Here is an 18,943-nt window from a genome sequence, read left to right as displayed (position 1 = left end):
TATATTCAAATAGTTAAATCTTCTATTTGGACTGTGTGTATATAAGAAACGGACGCTTTGTATAGGTCCGTTTTTTTACACCCGCCTACATTTGCCACCAGAGTTTATCAAAATTTATTAATCTAAATCTACCTATTAATGATGAATGATTTAAACATTCCTTTCTATAGGAAAACGATGTTTGCAGGAATAGCCACACTATTCTTGTCGACGGGAGTTACCCAAGCCAATCCGGTCGGTGTCGGGGAGGAAGTGGCGGAAAAACATGCTGTAGCATTATCACAACAAAAGAAAGTGGTGATTACGGGAACAGTAAAAGATGTGCTTGGTCCGGTAGTCGGTGCCAACGTTGTGGAAAAAGGGACCACGAACGGGACAGTTACAGATATGGAAGGACATTTTTCTTTGCAGGTATCTCCGAATGCAGTACTGGTTGTTTCTTATATCGGTTATATAGACCAGACAATTCCGGTAGACGGAAAGAATTCTTTAACTGTTCTGCTGAAAGAAGATTCGCAGGCTTTGGATGAAGTGGTGGTTGTGGGATATGGTACACAGAAGAAGGTGAATATGACCGGTGCGGTCGCTTCTGTCGATATGAGCAAGATGGTCGACAGCCGTCCGATCACATCGCTCTCAGCCGGACTTGCCGGTATGGCTCCCGGTGTTTCCGTAACAGCCGGTAATGGCGGACGTCCCGGTAACGACGGGGCTACGATCCGTGTACGTGGACAGGGTACGTTAAATGATTCCAACCCTTTGGTAATCATTGATGGAGTGGAAGCCAGCATGAACAATATCAACCCGCAAGACGTAGAAAGCATTTCGGTATTGAAAGATGCTGCATCGTCTGCTATCTATGGCTCTCGTGCAGCAAACGGTGTTATTCTGATCACTACCCGCAAGGGAAAATCAGGCGAGGCAAAAATATCATATAACGGTTATGTCACAATGCAGAAAGTGGCTCACCGAATCGACTTGGTCTCCAATTATGCCGATTATATGGAATTGTATAACGAAGGGCAGCTCAATAGCAACCTTCCCACTATCTTCAGTCAAGAAAAGATCGACGAGTGGCGGGCGGCAGGAGACAGCGATCCTGTCAGATATCCGAACTCAGACTGGCAGGATGCTCTATTCCAGACTGGGTGGATGCAAAACCATACGATCAATATCAATGGAGGATCTGACAAGATTCATTATTATATTTCCGGTAATTACATGGATAACCCCGGTGTTATGGAAAATTCCGGGTACGAACGTTATAGTGCCCGTGTCAATTTAGACGCGGAAGTTAAAGATTGGTTTACTATAGGTGTCAATGCTTACGGAACGCGTGGAAAAGAGGAATTAGGATTGTTGAAAACCGAATCGAATAACAATTTCTACACCTATATGCAAGCTACTACGCCGGGAATTTGCTATCAGGCACCGGATGGCCGATATGGAGGTGTAAACAATCCGGAAGACGATCCGCAGAGTAGTTCCAACAATGTCCTGAAGATGTTGAACGATGTCAAAGGGAACCGTACGACCAACAATATTGTTTCTCGTTTTTATGCCCAACTGAGGCCGTTAAAAGGCTTGACGATCGAAGGATCTTATACGTACTCTTTTTCTGATCAGTTCCTGTATCAGCAGCCGGTTTTTCATGATTTGTGGAATCTGTATGACAATACGTTGCAAATTGCCGGAACCGGAGTGTCGAAAGTTATCAACCGCAATAATAAGACCGTTCGTAACAATATGGACGGATTGGTTAAGTATGAGGCCAATGTTGACCGGTTGAATATCCAAGCGACAGTCGGAGCCAGCCAGGAGGCCTATCGTAACAACTGGTTTGAAGCTTCTAAAGAGAAGTTGACCTCTTCGGAATTGACAGAATTGAATGCTGCTACTGCCAATGCAACGGCTACAGGAACTTACTCCAATTGGGCCATGCGTTCATTCTTCGGGCGTGTCAATTTAAACTGGGATGAAAAATATTTGTTGGAAGCCAATCTTCGTGCCGACGCCTCTTCCCGTTTTGCCAAGAAATACCGTTGGGGTTACTTCCCTTCTTTCTCGTTAGGTTGGCGTATGGAACAAGAGGCTTTCATGAAAGATATCTCATGGCTTAACCAATTGAAACTCCGTGCTTCGTATGGTTCGTTGGGGAATAATGCCGTTGGTAACTATGACTATCAGTTGTATTACCAGTCATCTAACTATGTTTTGAACAACACTTTGCAGATCGGTATGGCGCAACGTGCTCTTTCGAATGCGGCATTAACTTGGGAAACATCCTATGTCACTAACTTCGGTGTAGACTTCGCTCTGTTTTCTAAATTGAGCGGGACTATCGATGCTTTTGTCAAAAAGACCAAAGGTATCTTGATCGAACTACCGGCACCATTGGTACATGGTAATGCTACCGTTCCTAAATCCAACGCGGCTGAAGTCCGTAATCGAGGTGTCGAATTAAGCTTGAACTGGAACGATAAAGTCGGTTCTGTCAACTACTTTGTTGGAGGAAATTTCTCATACGTTAAAAATAAAGTGACGAAGTTTAAAGGCGATGAAATGTCTCTGAACGGGACCAATATGATTTTGGAAGGTGAACCGATCAATATCCAGTATGTACTTTCAGTCGACCGGATCGTCCAAACGGAAGAAGACATGGCGATAGTGGAAGCGATGGAAGCGAATAATCCGGACGCTTTCAAACAATATAAAAAGCCGGAATATGGCGATTTCTTATATAAAGATATTGACGGGGATGGATGTATCACTGACAATGACAAGATCAAAGTCGGTAATGGAACTAACCCGACATTCAATTTCGGATTCAATTTCGGTGCCAACTGGAAAGGCTGGGATTTCAGTTGTATCTTGCAAGGTGCAACCGGATTGAAAACCTATTGGAATGGGTTGGATGGCGCCAGTTATTGGCCTCAAGTACGCCGGGGTAACCAGATCAACAAGACCATTGCAGACGGACGTTGGTATCCGGGCCGTACGGATGCCACTTATCCGCGCCTCTTAAACTATACCGACGGACGGAACCGAGTGGCAAGCGACTTCTGGGTACAGGACAAATCTTACCTGAGAGTGAAAAACGTCCAGTTGGGATATACAGTTCCGAAACATCTCTCGCAAAAACTCCTGATCGATAACTTCCGTTTATATGTCAGCATCGACAATGCTTTGACTTTTACGGGATATAAGGGATTGGACCCTGAGGTGTCGGGCACGAAATATCCGACTATGCGATTAACAACATTTGGTTTAAACCTTACATTTTAATTAGTTGAAGACATGAAAAAGATCATAATCTATTTGGCGACAATGCTTTTTGCTGCCATGACATTCACCGCTTGCTATGATTTGGAGACTTATCCGGGAGATAAAGTCAACGAAGGAACATTCTACAAAACCAGCGATCATGCTCATCAAGGCTTGATGGGAATCTATGGTATGCTGCGCCTGAACGAGGCATACGGTTACCAGTTCTGCTTCGACCATTTGGGAGATATCGCTTACGGGTATAACTATTATATGATGTTCCTGTCGACCTATACAGACCGTGACGGAACGATACAAAATCATTGGCAGACCTTCTATGACGGCATACATCGTGTCAATACTTTTATACGTTCGGTAAAGGGCATGCATGGTATCATTACGGACGAACAGATCGAAGAGTACGTGGCGGAAGCCAAATTCCTGCGTGCGATGTTTTACTTTTCCTTGACAGACCTTTTCGGTGGGGTTCCCTACTATGACGAATCGACAAATGTCAACGAGGAGTTTATGAACCTGAAGCAACCGAGAAGCAATCTCGAAGAGGTACGTGCCCATATTTTGGAAGATTTGGACGAAGCGATCAAATATCTTCCAGTCGAACATGCTGCCAGCGAATATGGGCGTGCAACCAAAGGTGCTGCTTACGCTCTTCGTGGAAAAGTACACCTTTATGACAGGGAATGGCAAGCTGCCATTAACGATTTTGAGGAAATTGTCTATAATAAATCCAATAACTATGGCTATGCCCTCGATAATGATTACGCCCGTGTTTTCAAACTCTATAACGGAGCTAAAAGCTCGGAAACGGTCTTTTCGATCCAGAACAAAAGTGGTGTCGGCACCGAATATGGTATGCAGACACAGGCCTTGATGGGATGTCGTGGCGCTTACGGAAGCTGCTGGAACAATACAGTCCCCTCCACACAATTGGTGGATATGTATGAGTTCAAAGATGGTCGCCCCTTCAACTGGGATGAGATTTTCCCCGGTTATAATGCTATGACACCCGAACAGCGCAAGGAACTCCTCAGTGTCGAGATGGATGGGTCTGGAACTATAGTAGGGCTTCGTGAGGCGGATACAGCCAAGATACTGAGTGCTTATACCTGTCGCGATCCACGCCTGATGGCCACCGTGATCGTTCCTTATTCACATTATATGGGGAATATTGGCCGAACAACCAATGTGGATTTGATCTTCGCTTTGGACCACAATCTGTCGGGAAATGCCAATGGCGGCACGCTCCAGAACAATGCAGGTTGGGTCTCTTATCTCTATCGGAAGTTCGTGACCGAAGGAGACCAGGGCGGTGCGATCAGCAACCGTCTGCATACTCCGTTTGCTTTCCCCTTGATTCGCTTTGCCGACGTTCTCTTGATGCTTTCCGAGGCCTATAATGAAGCAGGGCAGTTAGACAAGGCCGTGACCGAATTCAACAAAGTTCGTGCCCGTGTCGATATGCCGGGTTTGAACTCCGGTCCAGAATGGATGGTTGTCAGCAATAAGGAACAGATGGCTGAACGGATACGTAAGGAACGTGCCGTTGAGTTTGCTGGGGAAGGACTTCGTTTCAGCGACTTGCGCCGTTGGGGATATGAGATTGCCAGTAAAACGCTTGACAATGTTGATGCTGTCAATATCTATGGCGAGCCGATCTATACCCATCTGTTTACCGAACGTGATATGCTTTGGCCTATACCCGGTGTGGAAAGAGAACGGAATGATGCGTTGACGCAGAATCCGGGTTGGTAATCTCGATTGATTAAGCGGTTGTGTTAAGTTTGATATAGCAGCATGGAGACACAGAGTCGCGCAGGACTCTGATTGGCATATGATGAGAGTTTTGTGAACACTGTGTCTCTTTTATTTGGGTTATTAAAAATACCTTTAACTTATGTGTTTATGAGATTAATTAATTTGGTAGGTCTGTTTTTCCTGTTGTTCTCCTTTACGATGACGGGACGGAATCTCCTTGTCCGGCAATCAGGAAAAGAATTGCGCCAGCACCCCAGGTTGCTTTTCAGCAAGCAAGAAGAACAGCGAATTCGTGATTTATTCGGAACTGAACCTTTATTGGATAGCTTACGTGCCAGTTTGATGAAGGAGGCGGAACGTTTATTGGCGGTTCCTCCTCAGGAAGATCCTCGAAGGAAAATAAAAAACACGAAAGACATACTATCTGTCAGCCGTGAACAGGTTTACCGGATGGTCAACTTGGCCTTGGCCTATCGGTTGAGCGGAGAAAGACGTTTTGCAGAGAAAGCGGAGAAAGAATTAGTCCATGTTTGCAATTTCTCGGACTGGGACCCTATTCACTACCTGGATGTGGCAGAAATGACGACAGCTGTAGCTATTGGTTACGACTGGCTGTACGATGTGTTGGCTCCTGTGACCAGACAGTTGGTTGTCCACTCGATTAAAACAAAGGCATTGGACTTTGTCGTAGAGGAATATAAAACCGGAAATGCGGATTCCTGGGCGAAACGTGAAACGAACTGGAATGTGGTATGCAATACCGGAATGGTTTTGGGAGCTTTGGCCATTGAAGAGCATTATCCGGAACTGGCCAAGCACATAATCGGTGAAGCAGTCAGGTATATCCCGAACTGCCTGAAGCATTTTGCTCCGGATGGTGTTTGCTATGAAGGACCTGCCTATTGGGGATATACGAACATGTATCTGTCTCTTTTACTGAAAGCACTGAACGATAATCTTGGCGAAGATTTCGGGCTATCGAAAATGAAGGGAGTGGATAAAAGCGTTTTGTATTATATGCATAGCACAAGCCCTTCTGGCAAGATATTCAATTTTGCCAATTCGGGTAGTACGGCCCCTGCGGCAGAACCTATTTACTTTTATTTCAGCCGGGCCTTCAACCAACCGGAAGTAGCGGATTTTTACCGGAATATCTTGTCAAAGACGGTACAGGGCGGGAATTATTTCAGGTTCTATTTCTTGTCCATTCCTTGGTATGATACGGCCTCTTCTCCTGCCGATGCTTTGCCGAAACTGAAAGTATACGAAGGTATCAATGATATTATCGTGTTCAACGGAAATCGGAATGTTTCCAACAGTCTCTATCTGATCGCCAAGACTGGAGATCCAGATATGGCACACCAGCAGCTGGATATCGGGACCTTTATTGTCGAGACGAATGGGATAAGGTGGACAGACGATTTGGGAGCCGATAATTATAGCCTGCCCGGATTTTGGGATTACAAGCCGGACGGACAGCGCTGGAGTTATTTCAGGAATTCGAACTTCAGCCACAACACGTTGTCGATCGACCATAAATTGCAGAACTCGGCCGGGACAGGTAAGATCAAACAGCAGGATGACAAGGCTGCCCAACCTTTTGTCACTATGGATATGAGCACGGCTTATGCCGGACAGAGCCGTTTTGTCTACCGAACATTCCGTATGCTCGACGATACCCATATACTGGTTACGGACAGTATAGGGTTGCAGAGCCCGTCCCAATCGGTGCAATGGTCCGTGATAACTTCGGCAGATGTCGAAAACAAAGGAAATACAGTTGTTCTCAGGAAGGACGGTAAATCCTTTTCCTTGAAGATCACTTTGCCAACCAATGCTTCTTTTACGACAAAAACGGCGAAAAGAGGTTCGGAGGCAGAGAAGCCGATAGAGGGATATACGATTTTGTCGGCATCGGTATCGGGTGAACCTGTACAGGTGATTAAAGTTCTCCTGTCTGGAGAATAGAAGAGTATTTTATTAAAAAAATAATTATAAAATGGTAAATATGAGGTATTTAATTGGTGTAATACTCGGTGTTACACTGATCTCATGCAGAGGGGCAAGAGACAGATTTGTGGAAGAGAACGTTGAGTTTGCCCATAAACAGATAGGAAAAGAAATCGAACTGATCGAGGCGAGTGGCAAGTTTATGAACCCGACTACGCTGAATCCGGACGGTTCCGTTTATTATTGTAACCTGGCGGACTGGCGCAGTGGTTTCTTCCCTGGTTCAGTCTGGTATTTGTATGAGCTGACAGGAGATAAGAATTTGTTGCCTCTTGCGCGGAAATACACGGAAGCAGTGAAAGAGGCTAAGAATATCAAGTGGAACCATGACGTTGGCTTTATGATCTATTGCAGCTTTGGAAATGGCTTGCGTTTGACGGGTGATCCGGAATATAAAGAAGTGATTGTCGAAGCTGCCCGCTCATTGTCTACCCGCTTCCGTCCGGTGGCAGGTATTATCCAGTCGTGGGACGTGGATAGAGGATGGATTTCTGAACGGGGTTGGGAGTGTCCGGTAATTATCGATAATATGATGAACCTAGAATTGCTGTTTGCTGCTACACGGTTGTCCGGCGACTCTACTTTTTATAAGATTGCCGTTTCGCACGTTGACCGTACGATGAAGGAACAATATCGTCCGGATGGCAGCTGTTATCATGTGGTAGATTACAGCATGAAAGACGGTTCCGTACGCAATCGCCATACAGCACAGGGATATGCGCACGAATCGGCGTGGAGCCGTGGACAAGCTTGGGGTATTTACGGTCTGACGCTGTGTTACCGGGAGACCGGAAATCGGAAGTATCTTGACTTGGCTTTAAAAGCAGTCCGTTTTATGCTTAATCATAAGAATACCCCCGAAGATCTTGTGTTCTATTGGGATATGGATGCTCCGAACATTCCTGACGATTATCGGGATGCTTCAGCTGCTGCTTGTATTGCTTCCGCCTTATATGAGATCAGTACGATGGATGTGCCAGAACCGCAAATGTATAAGGCATATGCCGACCGGATCATGAAAAGTTTGGCTTCTCCGGCTTACCGGGCAGAATTGGGGACGAACGGAAATTTCTTGCTGATGCATTGCGTCGGAAGCATTCCGCATAATGGAGAAATAGACGTTCCGTTGAATTATGCCGACTATTACTTTCTGGAGGCTTTGAAGCGGAAACGAGATATCGAACAAAAGGGTTCCTGAGATCGTTCTGTAACGAGGTCGTACATTCTAACAAACAAATGTAATAAATGTCAGGCTTTAGAGAGAATCTTTTACCTTTGCTGTAAATTGATTTTGTTTATTGCATGAAGGATATCATTTATATATGTTTGTTATTGTTCGCTCTGGTACTTGTCTCTTGTGAAAAACGGGTTACACCTTTTCCGGATAAGGAAGTTGCCGAGGCTCTTTTGACGGATAATCCGGACAGTTTGGCCGTCTGGTTGGAAGAACGGACTGATCCGGCTCTTTTACCGGATAGTTTAAAGGCGGAATATGGCTGGTGGATTACGCGGTTGCATGACCGGCAAAAACGCAGTTTGATGAATGACTCGATTATTCATTATACTTTGCGCTACTTCGAGAAAATCAATTCTCCGCGTTTGCCCTATGCATATGTGTTGGCCGGGATGCAAAAAAATTGGGCCGGAGACAAATCAAAGGAAGAGATCGAATACATAAAGAAGGGCTGGTCGCTTGCTGAAAACTCGTGCGATACAGCCCTGTTTGTCAATATAGGTTCTAAATTGGCTCGTGTGTATTTCTTGTTGAATGAACATCGTCTTTCTGTAGATGCCTGCAATAGGGTGATTCCTTACATGGAAGAAGGCGCTGAGAGAAAAATGACCGAATTGTATACGGCAGGTTGTTGCTATGCTCAATTGGGCAAAACGGATTCGATGCGGTTATATATGGAAGAAGCAATTCGTTTGGCTCGGAAATACGATAATAGTATGGAGTTCTATATTGTCCGGAACTATATAGATTGCCTGAACGCAACCGGGCGAAACGAGGAGGTCCGGGCCTTGTTGGATAATTTTTACACACGTTTTTCTCTTACGAGCGACAATGACTATCCGGTGAAAGAGTTTGCATATGCTTGCCTTTGGATGAATCAAGGGAAAATGGATTCCGTGCGGTCTTGCCTGGACCGGCTGGACCGATATGGCAAAACGGTTGTCGACAAAAGTTATCAGAACAAGTATAGGATATCCATTCTCTACATAACCGAGTTATTGCATGCGGCCTATAAGGCAAAAGTAGGACAGCCGGTCGATCTGATAAGCATGTATACGATCAGTGAAATGGTTGCGAATTGGGAGGCTAACCAGATGGGGATCGACAAAGAACGTATCCTGAGCCAAAATAGACTGGAACGCAGCAATCTGTTGTTGAAAATAAAAGAAGAGCAGGGGCGTCGGCTGATTTTGTATATTTTATTGGCGACCGGATTTATCGTCGCTGTCCTGGTCTATTTATACCAACGGAAACTTTTGAAGAAAGAACGTTATTTGCAGCAGGTAAAGGAGCAGATGCGGTTGCACAGGATTGCTTTAAGCGAGAATGAACAACAGATGAGGCGGAATGAGGAGGTCATACATGCTCTTTCTGCCCAACTGGATGGACAGGAGGGGTTGAATGATCAGTTGCGGGACCGCCAAGAGGAGATCGAACAAATAAGACAGGAGAACAATTTGCTGTTGAGAGAGAAACAAAGATTGCAACAGGAGATGAACCGCTTTGTCCAGACTGTGCCGGAAAAAAGCATCGAGATGGAAACCTATGAACGGATAACCGAGCAGAATATGATCTTTGTTACCTGTGCCAAACAGCTGTCGGCCATTTTGATCGGGCAGAATGAATATCTGAAACGTTTGCAAAAAGGAGAGTTCAGGCACCTGTCCGATATCGACTGGCCATCCGTATACAAAACCTTGGATCAACTTTTCAATAATTACACAAAGCGTTTACGGCAAAACTATCCGGGGTTGACGGATGAGGATATCCAGTGTTGTTGCCTGATCAAATTGCAGCTTTCCACTTCTGCTATCGCCCGCCTGTTTGGGATCGCGTCTCCCTCGGTTACGAAGCGTAAACAAAGGATAAAAGAAAGGATAAATCAAGCAAAAGCCGGATTGATCGGAAAGGAGCAACCGGTCGATGTCTACCTGTGGGGATATTAGCCTGCTGAGATGTCCACCTATGAATGGACAAACTATTTATACTGCTTAAAAACAGTTTGTTATATATAATCGGTTGTACAGATCCTCCCTTTTTATTGTCCATGTGGAATTTGAGTCTTAAGTAGGTGAACTCCCTACATTTGCATTGGATAATCACTCAAATTCTATGTTGTATGAAAAGAATAGGTCTTTTAATCGTTTGCCTTATTTTATCGGTTGGATTTGCATTTGCTCAAAAGATAAGGATCACAGGGAAAGTCTTGGACGGGAGTATGGATAATGTCCCGTTCGAATTTGCAAATGTCGTTCTGCAAACATCGGATTCTGTTTTCGTGACAGGGACTTCCACTGATGCCAAAGGAAGTTTCAAGTTGGAAAATATACAGCAAGGGGACTACCGCCTGATTATTTCGGCTGTCGGATATACGGATTTGATTACGGATCTGGCCGGTTTGTTCAAGTCTGTCGATCTGGGCGAACTTATGTTGGGCGAAGCTACACAAAAGCTACGGGAAGTAACCGTAACGGCAGCCAATATCGTCAACCAGGCAGACCGAAAAATCGTGTTTCCCAGCCAAAAACAAATGGAGGCTTCTACAAACGGGATCAATCTGCTGCAGGCTTTGATGCTGCCTCGTATACAAGTCAATCCGTTGTCGAAATCGGTCGGTATGGCGGGAGGTGGAACCGTACAGTTCTGCATGAATGGTGTAAAGGTTTCGGCTGAAGATATCAACGCTTTGCAACCGGTCGATATTCTCCGTATCGAATACATCGAAGATCCAGGCTTGCGATATGGAAATGCTGAAGCCGTGTTGAACTATATCACTCGTCGGCATGAAACGGGTGGCTCGGTCAGCCTGGATATGATGAACTCTCCGCATATCGTATTTCATAACGATGCGATTTCTGCCCGTTTGAACCATAAGAAGTCTGAATTCAGTGTTAATTATCATGCCAGTCCGCGTGACTTTTATGATTGCTGGCGTTCGAATGAAGAGACTTTTCATTTTGAGGACGGAACTTCCTTGAACCGTTATGAAAAAGGGAAACCGGGACACTTGCAAGAATTGAATCACGGAGGTTCTTTTACCTATAACTATCAGGAACCGGAGAAATACCTGTTGAATGCCCAATTGGGATACTGGGGATATATGCAACCGCATACGGATTACAGAAGCAATTTATACAATGTGGAATATCCGGACCATATGACGGTTATGCAGGACTATTCAAATCAGTCGACACATCGTCCGTATCTGGATTTATATTACCAACATCAGTTGAGAAACAAACAATTTCTGGCGCTGAACTTAGTAGGCACTTATATTTATACGGACTCCAAGCGTTCTTATCAGGAAAGGCTGGATGAGGATTTGCTGACTGATATCTTTTCAGGCGTCAGAGGGAACAAGTATTCTGTGATTGGGGAAGGTATCTATGAAAAAGAGATTGAAAAAGGACGTTTAAGCGCCGGATTGAAACATACACAGGCTTTTTCGGATAACACCTATGCAGGCAATCTGGAGTATAAGGCGAATATGAAGCAGGCGGACACCTATTTGTATTCCGAATTTCAGGGCAAATGGAACAGGCTGAACTATACGGTGGGGATCGGAGTGAGCCGTTCCTGGTTGAAACAAGAGGGAGAAGAAGGATACCAGACCTATACGTTCCGTCCCCGTTTCTCGTTCCGCTATGCTTTTACAGACCATTTTTATGCACGCTTAAATGGTGACTTGGTAAATAATCCGCCGGCATTGTCCGAATTGAGTGCCGTGGAACAGATGATCGATTCTATGCAGATGCAGAGAGGAAATCCGGCTTTGAATCCTTATAACTGTTTTCAGACGAATTTGTATATGGAATATCGGAAGGAAAAGGTCTCTGTCGGCCTCTCTTCGCTCTATCAAACGAATCCGGATGCCATTATGGAATCGACATTTATCGAGGATGGTATGTTTGTACATACTTATGAAAACCAGAATGGGTTCCGGTTCTTCAACAGCGAGCTGAATGTACGGGCCGGTATGCTGTGGAATATCCTGCAATTTTCCTTGAGCGGTGGCGTAAATCGTTTTTGGAGCGACGGAAAGGATTACAGCCATACCTATACAAACTGGTATTACCGGGCGGAGGTGATGGCGCAGTATAAACATCTGACAGCTTCTTTTTCGATATATAACCGCCGGAACCGTTTCTGGGGCGAGAGCATGTCAAGCGGGGAAAACCTGCATATGTTGTCCGTCATGTACAAACATAAACAAATCGCTGTCGGGCTGGGAATGGTCAATCCGTTTACCGACAATTACAAGCGGATCAATGAAACCCGGAATAAATATGTATCCTCTTTTAAAGAAACATATGTCAACGAAAGTTCCCGCGCCTTCTTTCTTACCTTCGCCTGGAATTTCCAGTTTGGACGGAAATATCAGAGCGATGGAAAGAAAATCTGGAATCAGGATACGGATACAGGTGTGATGAATACTTCCAAATAATCACTTTTATGCTACAATCGGCTCTTGGGTTGTTATCCTGGAATGATCTTATATCCTGAGGCAGTCAGTGCATGCTGTATCTCTTCGATGTGTTGCTGGTTGCGGGTTTCCATTTCGAGACGGAGGTAACAACCGTTGATGTCGGTCGTGTGGCTTACCCGTTCATGATGCACGGATACGACATTCGCTCCTGTCGAAGCGATGATTTCGGAAACATGCTGCAACTGTCCGGGTTTGTCGACCAGTTCGATGGTCATCGTATAGGAACGACCGGACTTTTGCAGACCGCGGCCGATAACCCGGGAGAGGATCGTTACATCTATATTGCCACCCGAGACCAGGCAGATCACTTTTTTCCCCTTGATCGGCACTTTGTTGAACATTGCCGCGGCAACAGCTACAGCACCGGCTCCTTCGGCAATCAGCTTGTGACGCTCGATCAGAGCTAAGATTGCTGTCGAAATCTCGTCATCGTTGACCGTAACGATCTCATCCACATATTCCCGGCAATATTCAAACGTGTGTTCGCCCGGCTCTTTGACGGCAATACCGTCAGCAATCGTGCGTACGAAACCTAACCGCTCGATCTTGTCATGTTCGATGGAAGTCAACATGCTCGGAGCGCCACTTGCCTGTACGCCGTAAACTTTGATATTCGGGTTCAGGTTCTTGATGGCAAAAGCTACACCCGATATTAGTCCGCCGCCACCTATCGGAACAATCACGGCTTCCACATCCGGTAATTGTTCAAGTAGTTCCAAGCCGATCGTACCTTGTCCGGCAATAACATCCTCGTCATCGAAAGGATGAACGAATGTATATCCGTTTTCATCCCTGAGCTTCAGAGCTTTCCGATAAGCATCATCATAAACTCCTTCCACCAGACAGACATCCGCTCCATACCATTTGGTAGATTCGATTTTTGAGATGGGTGCATTATCCGGAAGGCAGATCAAAGATTTGATACCGTGTGTGGTGGCTGCCAATGCCACTCCTTGTGCATGGTTACCGGCGGAACAGGCGACAACGCCTCGCGCTTTTTCTTCTTCGGTCAGTTGGGAAATCTTGAAGCAAGCTCCACGAACTTTAAACGACCCTGTTATTTGGAGATTCTCAGGTTTGAGATAAATATTACTTTCCGGGTTGATATGAGGAGCCATAATCAGATCCGTACGGCGAATCACATTTTTCAAGGCAAACGATGCCTGGTAAATTCTATCGAGTGTCAGCATTTTTTATTTGTTAAAACAACGAGGCAAAGATATAAAACCTGCTATAAAATCCGGGCTAATAAAGTTTACTTTTTATTATTTCAGCAATATTTCGTATATTTACAGCCTATTATGGCTTATGAGCAATTGCCCCAAAGCCCGGGATGAAGCAAAAGAATTGGATAGAGATATATGAGACCAGAAGATATTACTGAACAGGACGAAAACGAAAAAATAAAAGAGACGGAAGGACAATCTGCTGCTGATGAAAACCAGAATGGAACTGTCAAAACAGAAGCAAGCCAGGAGACACATTCGGAATATAAGATACCGGGGAAATCGGAAAGTCGGGTGTCTTACCATTTGTCGGGTATGTACCAGGATTGGTTTCTCGATTATGCTTCCTATGTAATTCTGGAGCGTGCTGTTCCGCATATCAACGACGGGCTGAAACCTGTACAGCGTCGAATCCTGCATTCTATGAAGCGGTTGGACGACGGGCGCTACAACAAGGTGGCGAACATTGTCGGACATACCATGCAATTCCACCCGCATGGCGACGCTTCTATCGGTGATGCACTGGTACAACTCGGACAAAAAGACCTGCTGATCGATTGCCAGGGAAACTGGGGCAATATCCTCACCGGAGACGGTGCGGCAGCTCCACGTTATATCGAGGCACGCCTTTCCAAGTTTGCACTGGAAACGGTATTTAATCCGAAAACGACTCTTTGGCAACTTTCCTACGACGGACGAAATAAGGAACCGGTGACGCTTCCCGTTAAGTTTCCTCTGCTGTTGGCACAAGGAGTGGAGGGTATCGCCGTGGGGCTTTCTTCCAAAATATTGCCGCACAACTTCAATGAACTGCTGGATGCGTCTGTCGCTTATCTGCGAGGGGAGGCGTTTACCTTGTATCCCGATTTCCAGACCGGCGGATATATCGATGTCACCAAATATAACGACGGTGAGCGTGGCGGTTCCGTAAAGGTACGTGCCAAGATTACGAAAATGGATAACAAGACGCTTGTCATCAGCGAGATCCCATATGGAAAGACTACCTCTACTTTGATCGAATCGATCCTGAAAGCGAATGATAAGGGAAAGATCAAGATCAAGAAAGTGGATGATAATACGGCTCGTAACGTGGAGATCCTCGTGCACCTGGCTCCCGGAGTTTCTTCCGACAAGACGATCGATGCATTGTATGCTTTCACGGATTGCGAGATCAGCATTTCGCCGAACTGCTGCGTCATTATGGACAACAAGCCGCATTTCCTGACGGTAAGCGATGTGTTGAAGCATTCGACAGACGACACGCTGCACCTGCTCCGCACCGAACTGGAAATACAAAAAGGGGAGCTGGAAGAATCGCTCTTCTTTGCTTCCTTGGAAAAAATATTCATCGAAGAACGCATCTACAAAGACAAGGAATTCGAAGAGGCGAAAGATATGGATGAGGCAATTGCCCATATTGACAAACGTCTTGACCCGTTCAAACCGCACTTCATCCGTGAAGTGACTCGCGAAGATATCCTGAAACTGATGGAGATCAAGATGGGACGCATCCTTAAGTTCAATACGGACAAGTGTAATGCGATCATTGCCCAGTACAAAGAAGATATAGCCAAGATCGATGACCATTTGGCGCATATCATCGATTATACGGTCGATTGGTTCATGATGTTGAAAGAAAAATATGGCAAGAACTATCCGCGCATGACCGAAGTGCGCAACTTCGACACGATCGAAGCGACCAAGGTGGTCGAAGCGAACGAGAAACTGTATATCAATCGTGCTGAAGGATTCATCGGGACAGGTTTGAAAAAAGATGAATATGTCTGTAACTGTTCCGATATCGACGATATTATTATTTTCTACCGCAACGGTACGTACAAAGTCGTGAAGGTGAGTGAAAAGATGTTCGTCGGAAAGGATATCCTTTACCTAAATGTCTTCAAACGTAACGACAACCGCACGATCTATAACGTGATCTACCGGGATGGAAAGGCGGGCTATAATTATATCAAGCGTTTTGCCGTAACAGGTGTAACGCGTGATAAGGAATATGACATCACCAAGGGAACGGAAGGTTCACGCATCCTTTATTTCAGCGCCAATGCCAATGGAGAAGCCGAGACGGTGAAGGTGATCCTGAAACCGAAACCTCGCCAGAAGTTGCTTGTTTTTGAAAAAGATTTCAGCGAGATCGCAATCAAAGGGCGTGGCTCTATGGGAAACATACTGACAAAGGCGGATATACATAAGATCAGCCTGAAGCAGAAAGGAAGCTCGACTCTGGGAGGCCGTATGGTTTGGTTTGACCGTGATGTGTTGCGCTTGAATTACGACGGGCGTGGAGAAGAGTTAGGCGAATTCCAAAGTGACGACCTGATCTTGGTAATCCTCCAGAACGGCTATTTCTATACGACCAACTTCGATCTGAGTAATCATTATGAACCTAATATATTGAGTATCGAAAAGTTCGATGCGAATAAAGTATGGACGGCCGCCCTTTACGATGCCGATCAAAAGTATTACTACTTGAAACGTTTCCAACTGGAGGCCGGAAGCCGTAAGCAGAACTTCCTCGGTGAAAATCCGAAGAGCCACCTGATGCTACTTACCGACGAGGCCTATCCGCGGATCGAGGTGGTGTTTGGCGGGCACGACGCCTTCCGCGAACCATTGGTGTTGGATGCGGAAGAATTTATTGCAGTAAAAGGATTCAAAGCAAAAGGAAAACGTATCTCGACTTTTGACATAGAAACAATCAATGAGCTTGATCCGGTCCTTTTTGCTTCGGAGACACAACCGCAGGAGAGAAATGATGCCGATGAAGAGGAAGCGGTTCCCGATCCGGAAGCTGATAAAAGCAATTCGGATATTATCGATGAAATTACCGGACAAATGAAACTTTTTTGAATTAGAAATCAAAAACCTAAAAAGAAATGTCGGCTTTCAACTTTCAACTTTCAATTTTCAGTTTCCTTTGTCTGGCTTTGCCACTGATGGCTCAGTCCGAGGAGGACGAAGTGCCCCGTTCGATCAACGAGAGCACAATGGTTGGGGTCGGCAGTTATAATCTGCGGGACACCTATCTCTCGCCCAGTACGGACATTAATTATACGGGCTGGGTAGCACGGATTCTCAATGAACGGATGAAGGTTGTACGGTTGGCAGACTATAGAGTATCCCGCCAGCAACTGATTAACGTGGAGTTCGGTTCGACCCGCAACGGCGCGGAGACGGCAAATGAATATGCCGGATTCGTGGATTACGGCTTGGGATATCATTATCATTTTTCGCAAGTACTGCCCGGATTGAAAATCTTGACTGGTGCTTCCGCACGTCTTTCAGGTGGTTTTATCTATAATACGCGTAACAGCAACAATCCGGTTTCCGGCAAGGCGGATTTCGACCTGAACCTGTCGGCTATGGCAATCTATAATTTCAAGCTCAAGAACTTTCCGCTCACGATTCGTTATCAGGCGGAGATACCGTTTGCCGGCGTGCTCTTCTCGGTACATAAAGGCGAACCGTATTATTTCCTGACACAAGGCAGTGCGGACGGGATTGTACGGTTCAGTTCGTTTCATAATAAGTTTGCGATGAAGAATTATTTCACTCTTGATGTACCGGTGTCTGATTTTACGGTCCGTGTCGGTTATCTGAACAGCATGTATCGGACGGATGTGAATAACATCAAGACGCATGTTCTCTCCAACTCGTTTATGATCGGACTTGTGAAAGAGTTTGTCTCTTTCGGAGGCAAGCGTTTGAAGAAGGACGCACATCGATACAGGAGTGCATACTACTAAAATCAAAAACTGGAAATTCTTAATTTTTAAATCCTAATTTAATGAAGTATTATCTTCTCCTCTTATGTGTCTTGTTCTCCGGTTGCGAGAAAGCAACGGAATACAATTCGTCTCCCCACGATAACTTCGAGGCACTTTGGCGCATCATGGATGAGAACTACTGTTTCTTTGCCTTTAAGGATGTGGATTGGGACGATGTGCATGACCGGTATGACCGGCTTGTCAAGGACACGATGAACCAGTATGAATTGTTCGATATCCTGGGCAAGATGCTTGCCGAAGTGAAAGACGGGCATACAAACCTGATCTCTTCTTTCGATATGTCCCGTTATTGGGCCTGGTACGAAGATTATCCGGCCAACTTCTATAAAGAAATACAAGACAATTATCTCGGTACGGACTACAAGATTGCCGGGGGAATGAAGTACAAGCGTTTGGCGGACGATAAGGTCGGGTATGTTTATTACGGCAGTTTTTCGAGTGGCGTGGGTGAAAACAATCTGGATTATATGTTTGCGCATTTCAAGGAATGTAAAGGGTTGATATTCGACGTGCGTGACAATGGTGGCGGCTCCATGCTCTTTTCCGACCGCATCGCCTCGCGTTTCCTTGAAGAAAGAACACTGACAGGTTATACGCAATATAAAAAAGGGAACGGTCATAATGACTTCACCGAGCCCAGTCCGGTCTATCTTGATCCGTCGGATCGTATCCGTTGGCTGCGCCCGGTCATTGTCTTGACCAACCGACACTCCTATAGCGCCACAAACGATTTTGTTAACGCGATGCGCCTCCTTCCACAAGTTACAATCATGGGCGACCGTACGGGAGGCGGCAGTGGCCTGCCTTTCAGTTCGGAATTGCCGAACGGATGGAGTGTCCGTTTCTCAGCCTGTCCGGTCTTGGATGTGAACAAACAGCATACGGAGTTCGGGATCGATCCTGACACTGTGGTCTCCATTACAGGCGAGGATATCATGAAAGGGCGGGATACGATCATAGATGCCGCAATCGAATTGCTGCTGGCGAAGAACGATTCGACAGAGATATAAAAACGCAAACAAGGGGTGATGACGGATGAAACGGGATTAGGTTGAATCACACTCATGGGGTATATATGAAAAAAGGCCGGAATTTTCATTCCGACCTTTTTTATTCTGTGAGTTGTCTCACGAGGATTCGA

General features: G+C 45.6%; 10 protein-coding genes. 9 read left to right on the top strand and 1 reads right to left on the bottom strand.

The genetic code is table 11. The features are described 5' to 3' along the window. Nucleotides 1-138 precede the first annotated feature (138 nt). The 6 genes from BQ9893_RS16140 (at nt 139) to BQ9893_RS16115 (ending at nt 12,728) form a co-directional block, all read left to right on the top strand. Nucleotides 139-3,285, top strand: coding sequence for a SusC/RagA family TonB-linked outer membrane protein (locus BQ9893_RS16140; protein WP_075966887.1), 3,147 nt, complete (start codon nt 139-141; stop codon nt 3,283-3,285). 12 nt (nt 3,286-3,297) lie between these two features. Further along, a complete protein-coding gene (locus tag BQ9893_RS16135; protein ID WP_075966886.1) occupies nt 3,298-5,037 on the top strand; it encodes a RagB/SusD family nutrient uptake outer membrane protein in 1,740 nt (579 codons plus the stop codon). Between the two features lie 150 nt (nt 5,038-5,187). Continuing rightward, a complete protein-coding gene (locus tag BQ9893_RS16130; protein WP_075966885.1) occupies nt 5,188-7,008 on the top strand; it encodes a heparinase II/III domain-containing protein in 1,821 nt (606 codons plus the stop codon). Nucleotides 7,009-7,048: 40 nt separating this feature from the next. Continuing rightward, complete coding sequence (locus BQ9893_RS16125; RefSeq protein ID WP_374046543.1) at nt 7,049-8,248, top strand: glycoside hydrolase family 88 protein; 1,200 nt, start codon at nt 7,049-7,051, stop codon at nt 8,246-8,248. Between the two features lie 104 nt (nt 8,249-8,352). Beyond that, nucleotides 8,353-10,230, top strand: coding sequence for a helix-turn-helix transcriptional regulator (locus BQ9893_RS16120; RefSeq protein WP_244155160.1), 1,878 nt, complete (start codon nt 8,353-8,355; stop codon nt 10,228-10,230). Between the two features lie 173 nt (nt 10,231-10,403). After that, on the top strand, nt 10,404-12,728 hold the full coding sequence (locus BQ9893_RS16115) for a TonB-dependent receptor (RefSeq protein WP_075966883.1): 2,325 nt from the start codon (nt 10,404-10,406) through the stop codon (nt 12,726-12,728). Nucleotides 12,729-12,760: 32 nt separating this feature from the next. Here the strand turns inward: BQ9893_RS16115 and ilvA are convergent, their stop codons facing one another. Next, nucleotides 12,761-13,960 (bottom strand): threonine ammonia-lyase, encoded by a 1,200-nt coding sequence (gene ilvA / locus BQ9893_RS16110; RefSeq protein WP_075966882.1) that lies wholly within the window; start codon nt 13,958-13,960, stop codon nt 12,761-12,763. A gap of 171 nt (nt 13,961-14,131) precedes the next feature. Between ilvA and BQ9893_RS16105 the strand changes: the two genes are divergently transcribed. From BQ9893_RS16105 to BQ9893_RS16095, 3 genes are read left to right on the top strand one after another with little or no spacing between them, the layout of a single operon-like run. After that, entirely contained in the window at nt 14,132-16,864 is a 2,733-nt protein-coding gene (locus tag BQ9893_RS16105; protein WP_075966881.1) for a DNA gyrase/topoisomerase IV subunit A, read from the top strand. Nucleotides 16,865-16,890: 26 nt separating this feature from the next. Continuing rightward, entirely contained in the window at nt 16,891-17,760 is an 870-nt protein-coding gene (locus BQ9893_RS16100; protein WP_075966880.1) for a DUF3316 domain-containing protein, read from the top strand. Nucleotides 17,761-17,801: 41 nt separating this feature from the next. Further along, the gene (locus BQ9893_RS16095; RefSeq protein ID WP_075966879.1) at nt 17,802-18,812 is read left to right on the top strand and encodes a S41 family peptidase; all 1,011 of its coding nucleotides are present in this window, start codon (nt 17,802-17,804) and stop codon (nt 18,810-18,812) included. The last annotated feature ends 131 nt before the right edge of the window (nt 18,813-18,943 follow it).

Origin of the sequence: Parabacteroides massiliensis, from assembly GCF_900155425.1 — a bacterium.
Taxonomy (GTDB): domain Bacteria; phylum Bacteroidota; class Bacteroidia; order Bacteroidales; family Tannerellaceae; genus Parabacteroides; species Parabacteroides massiliensis.
The sequence above is the reverse complement of the archived record's forward strand: the minus strand, read 5'-3'. Positions and strand labels throughout refer to the sequence as shown.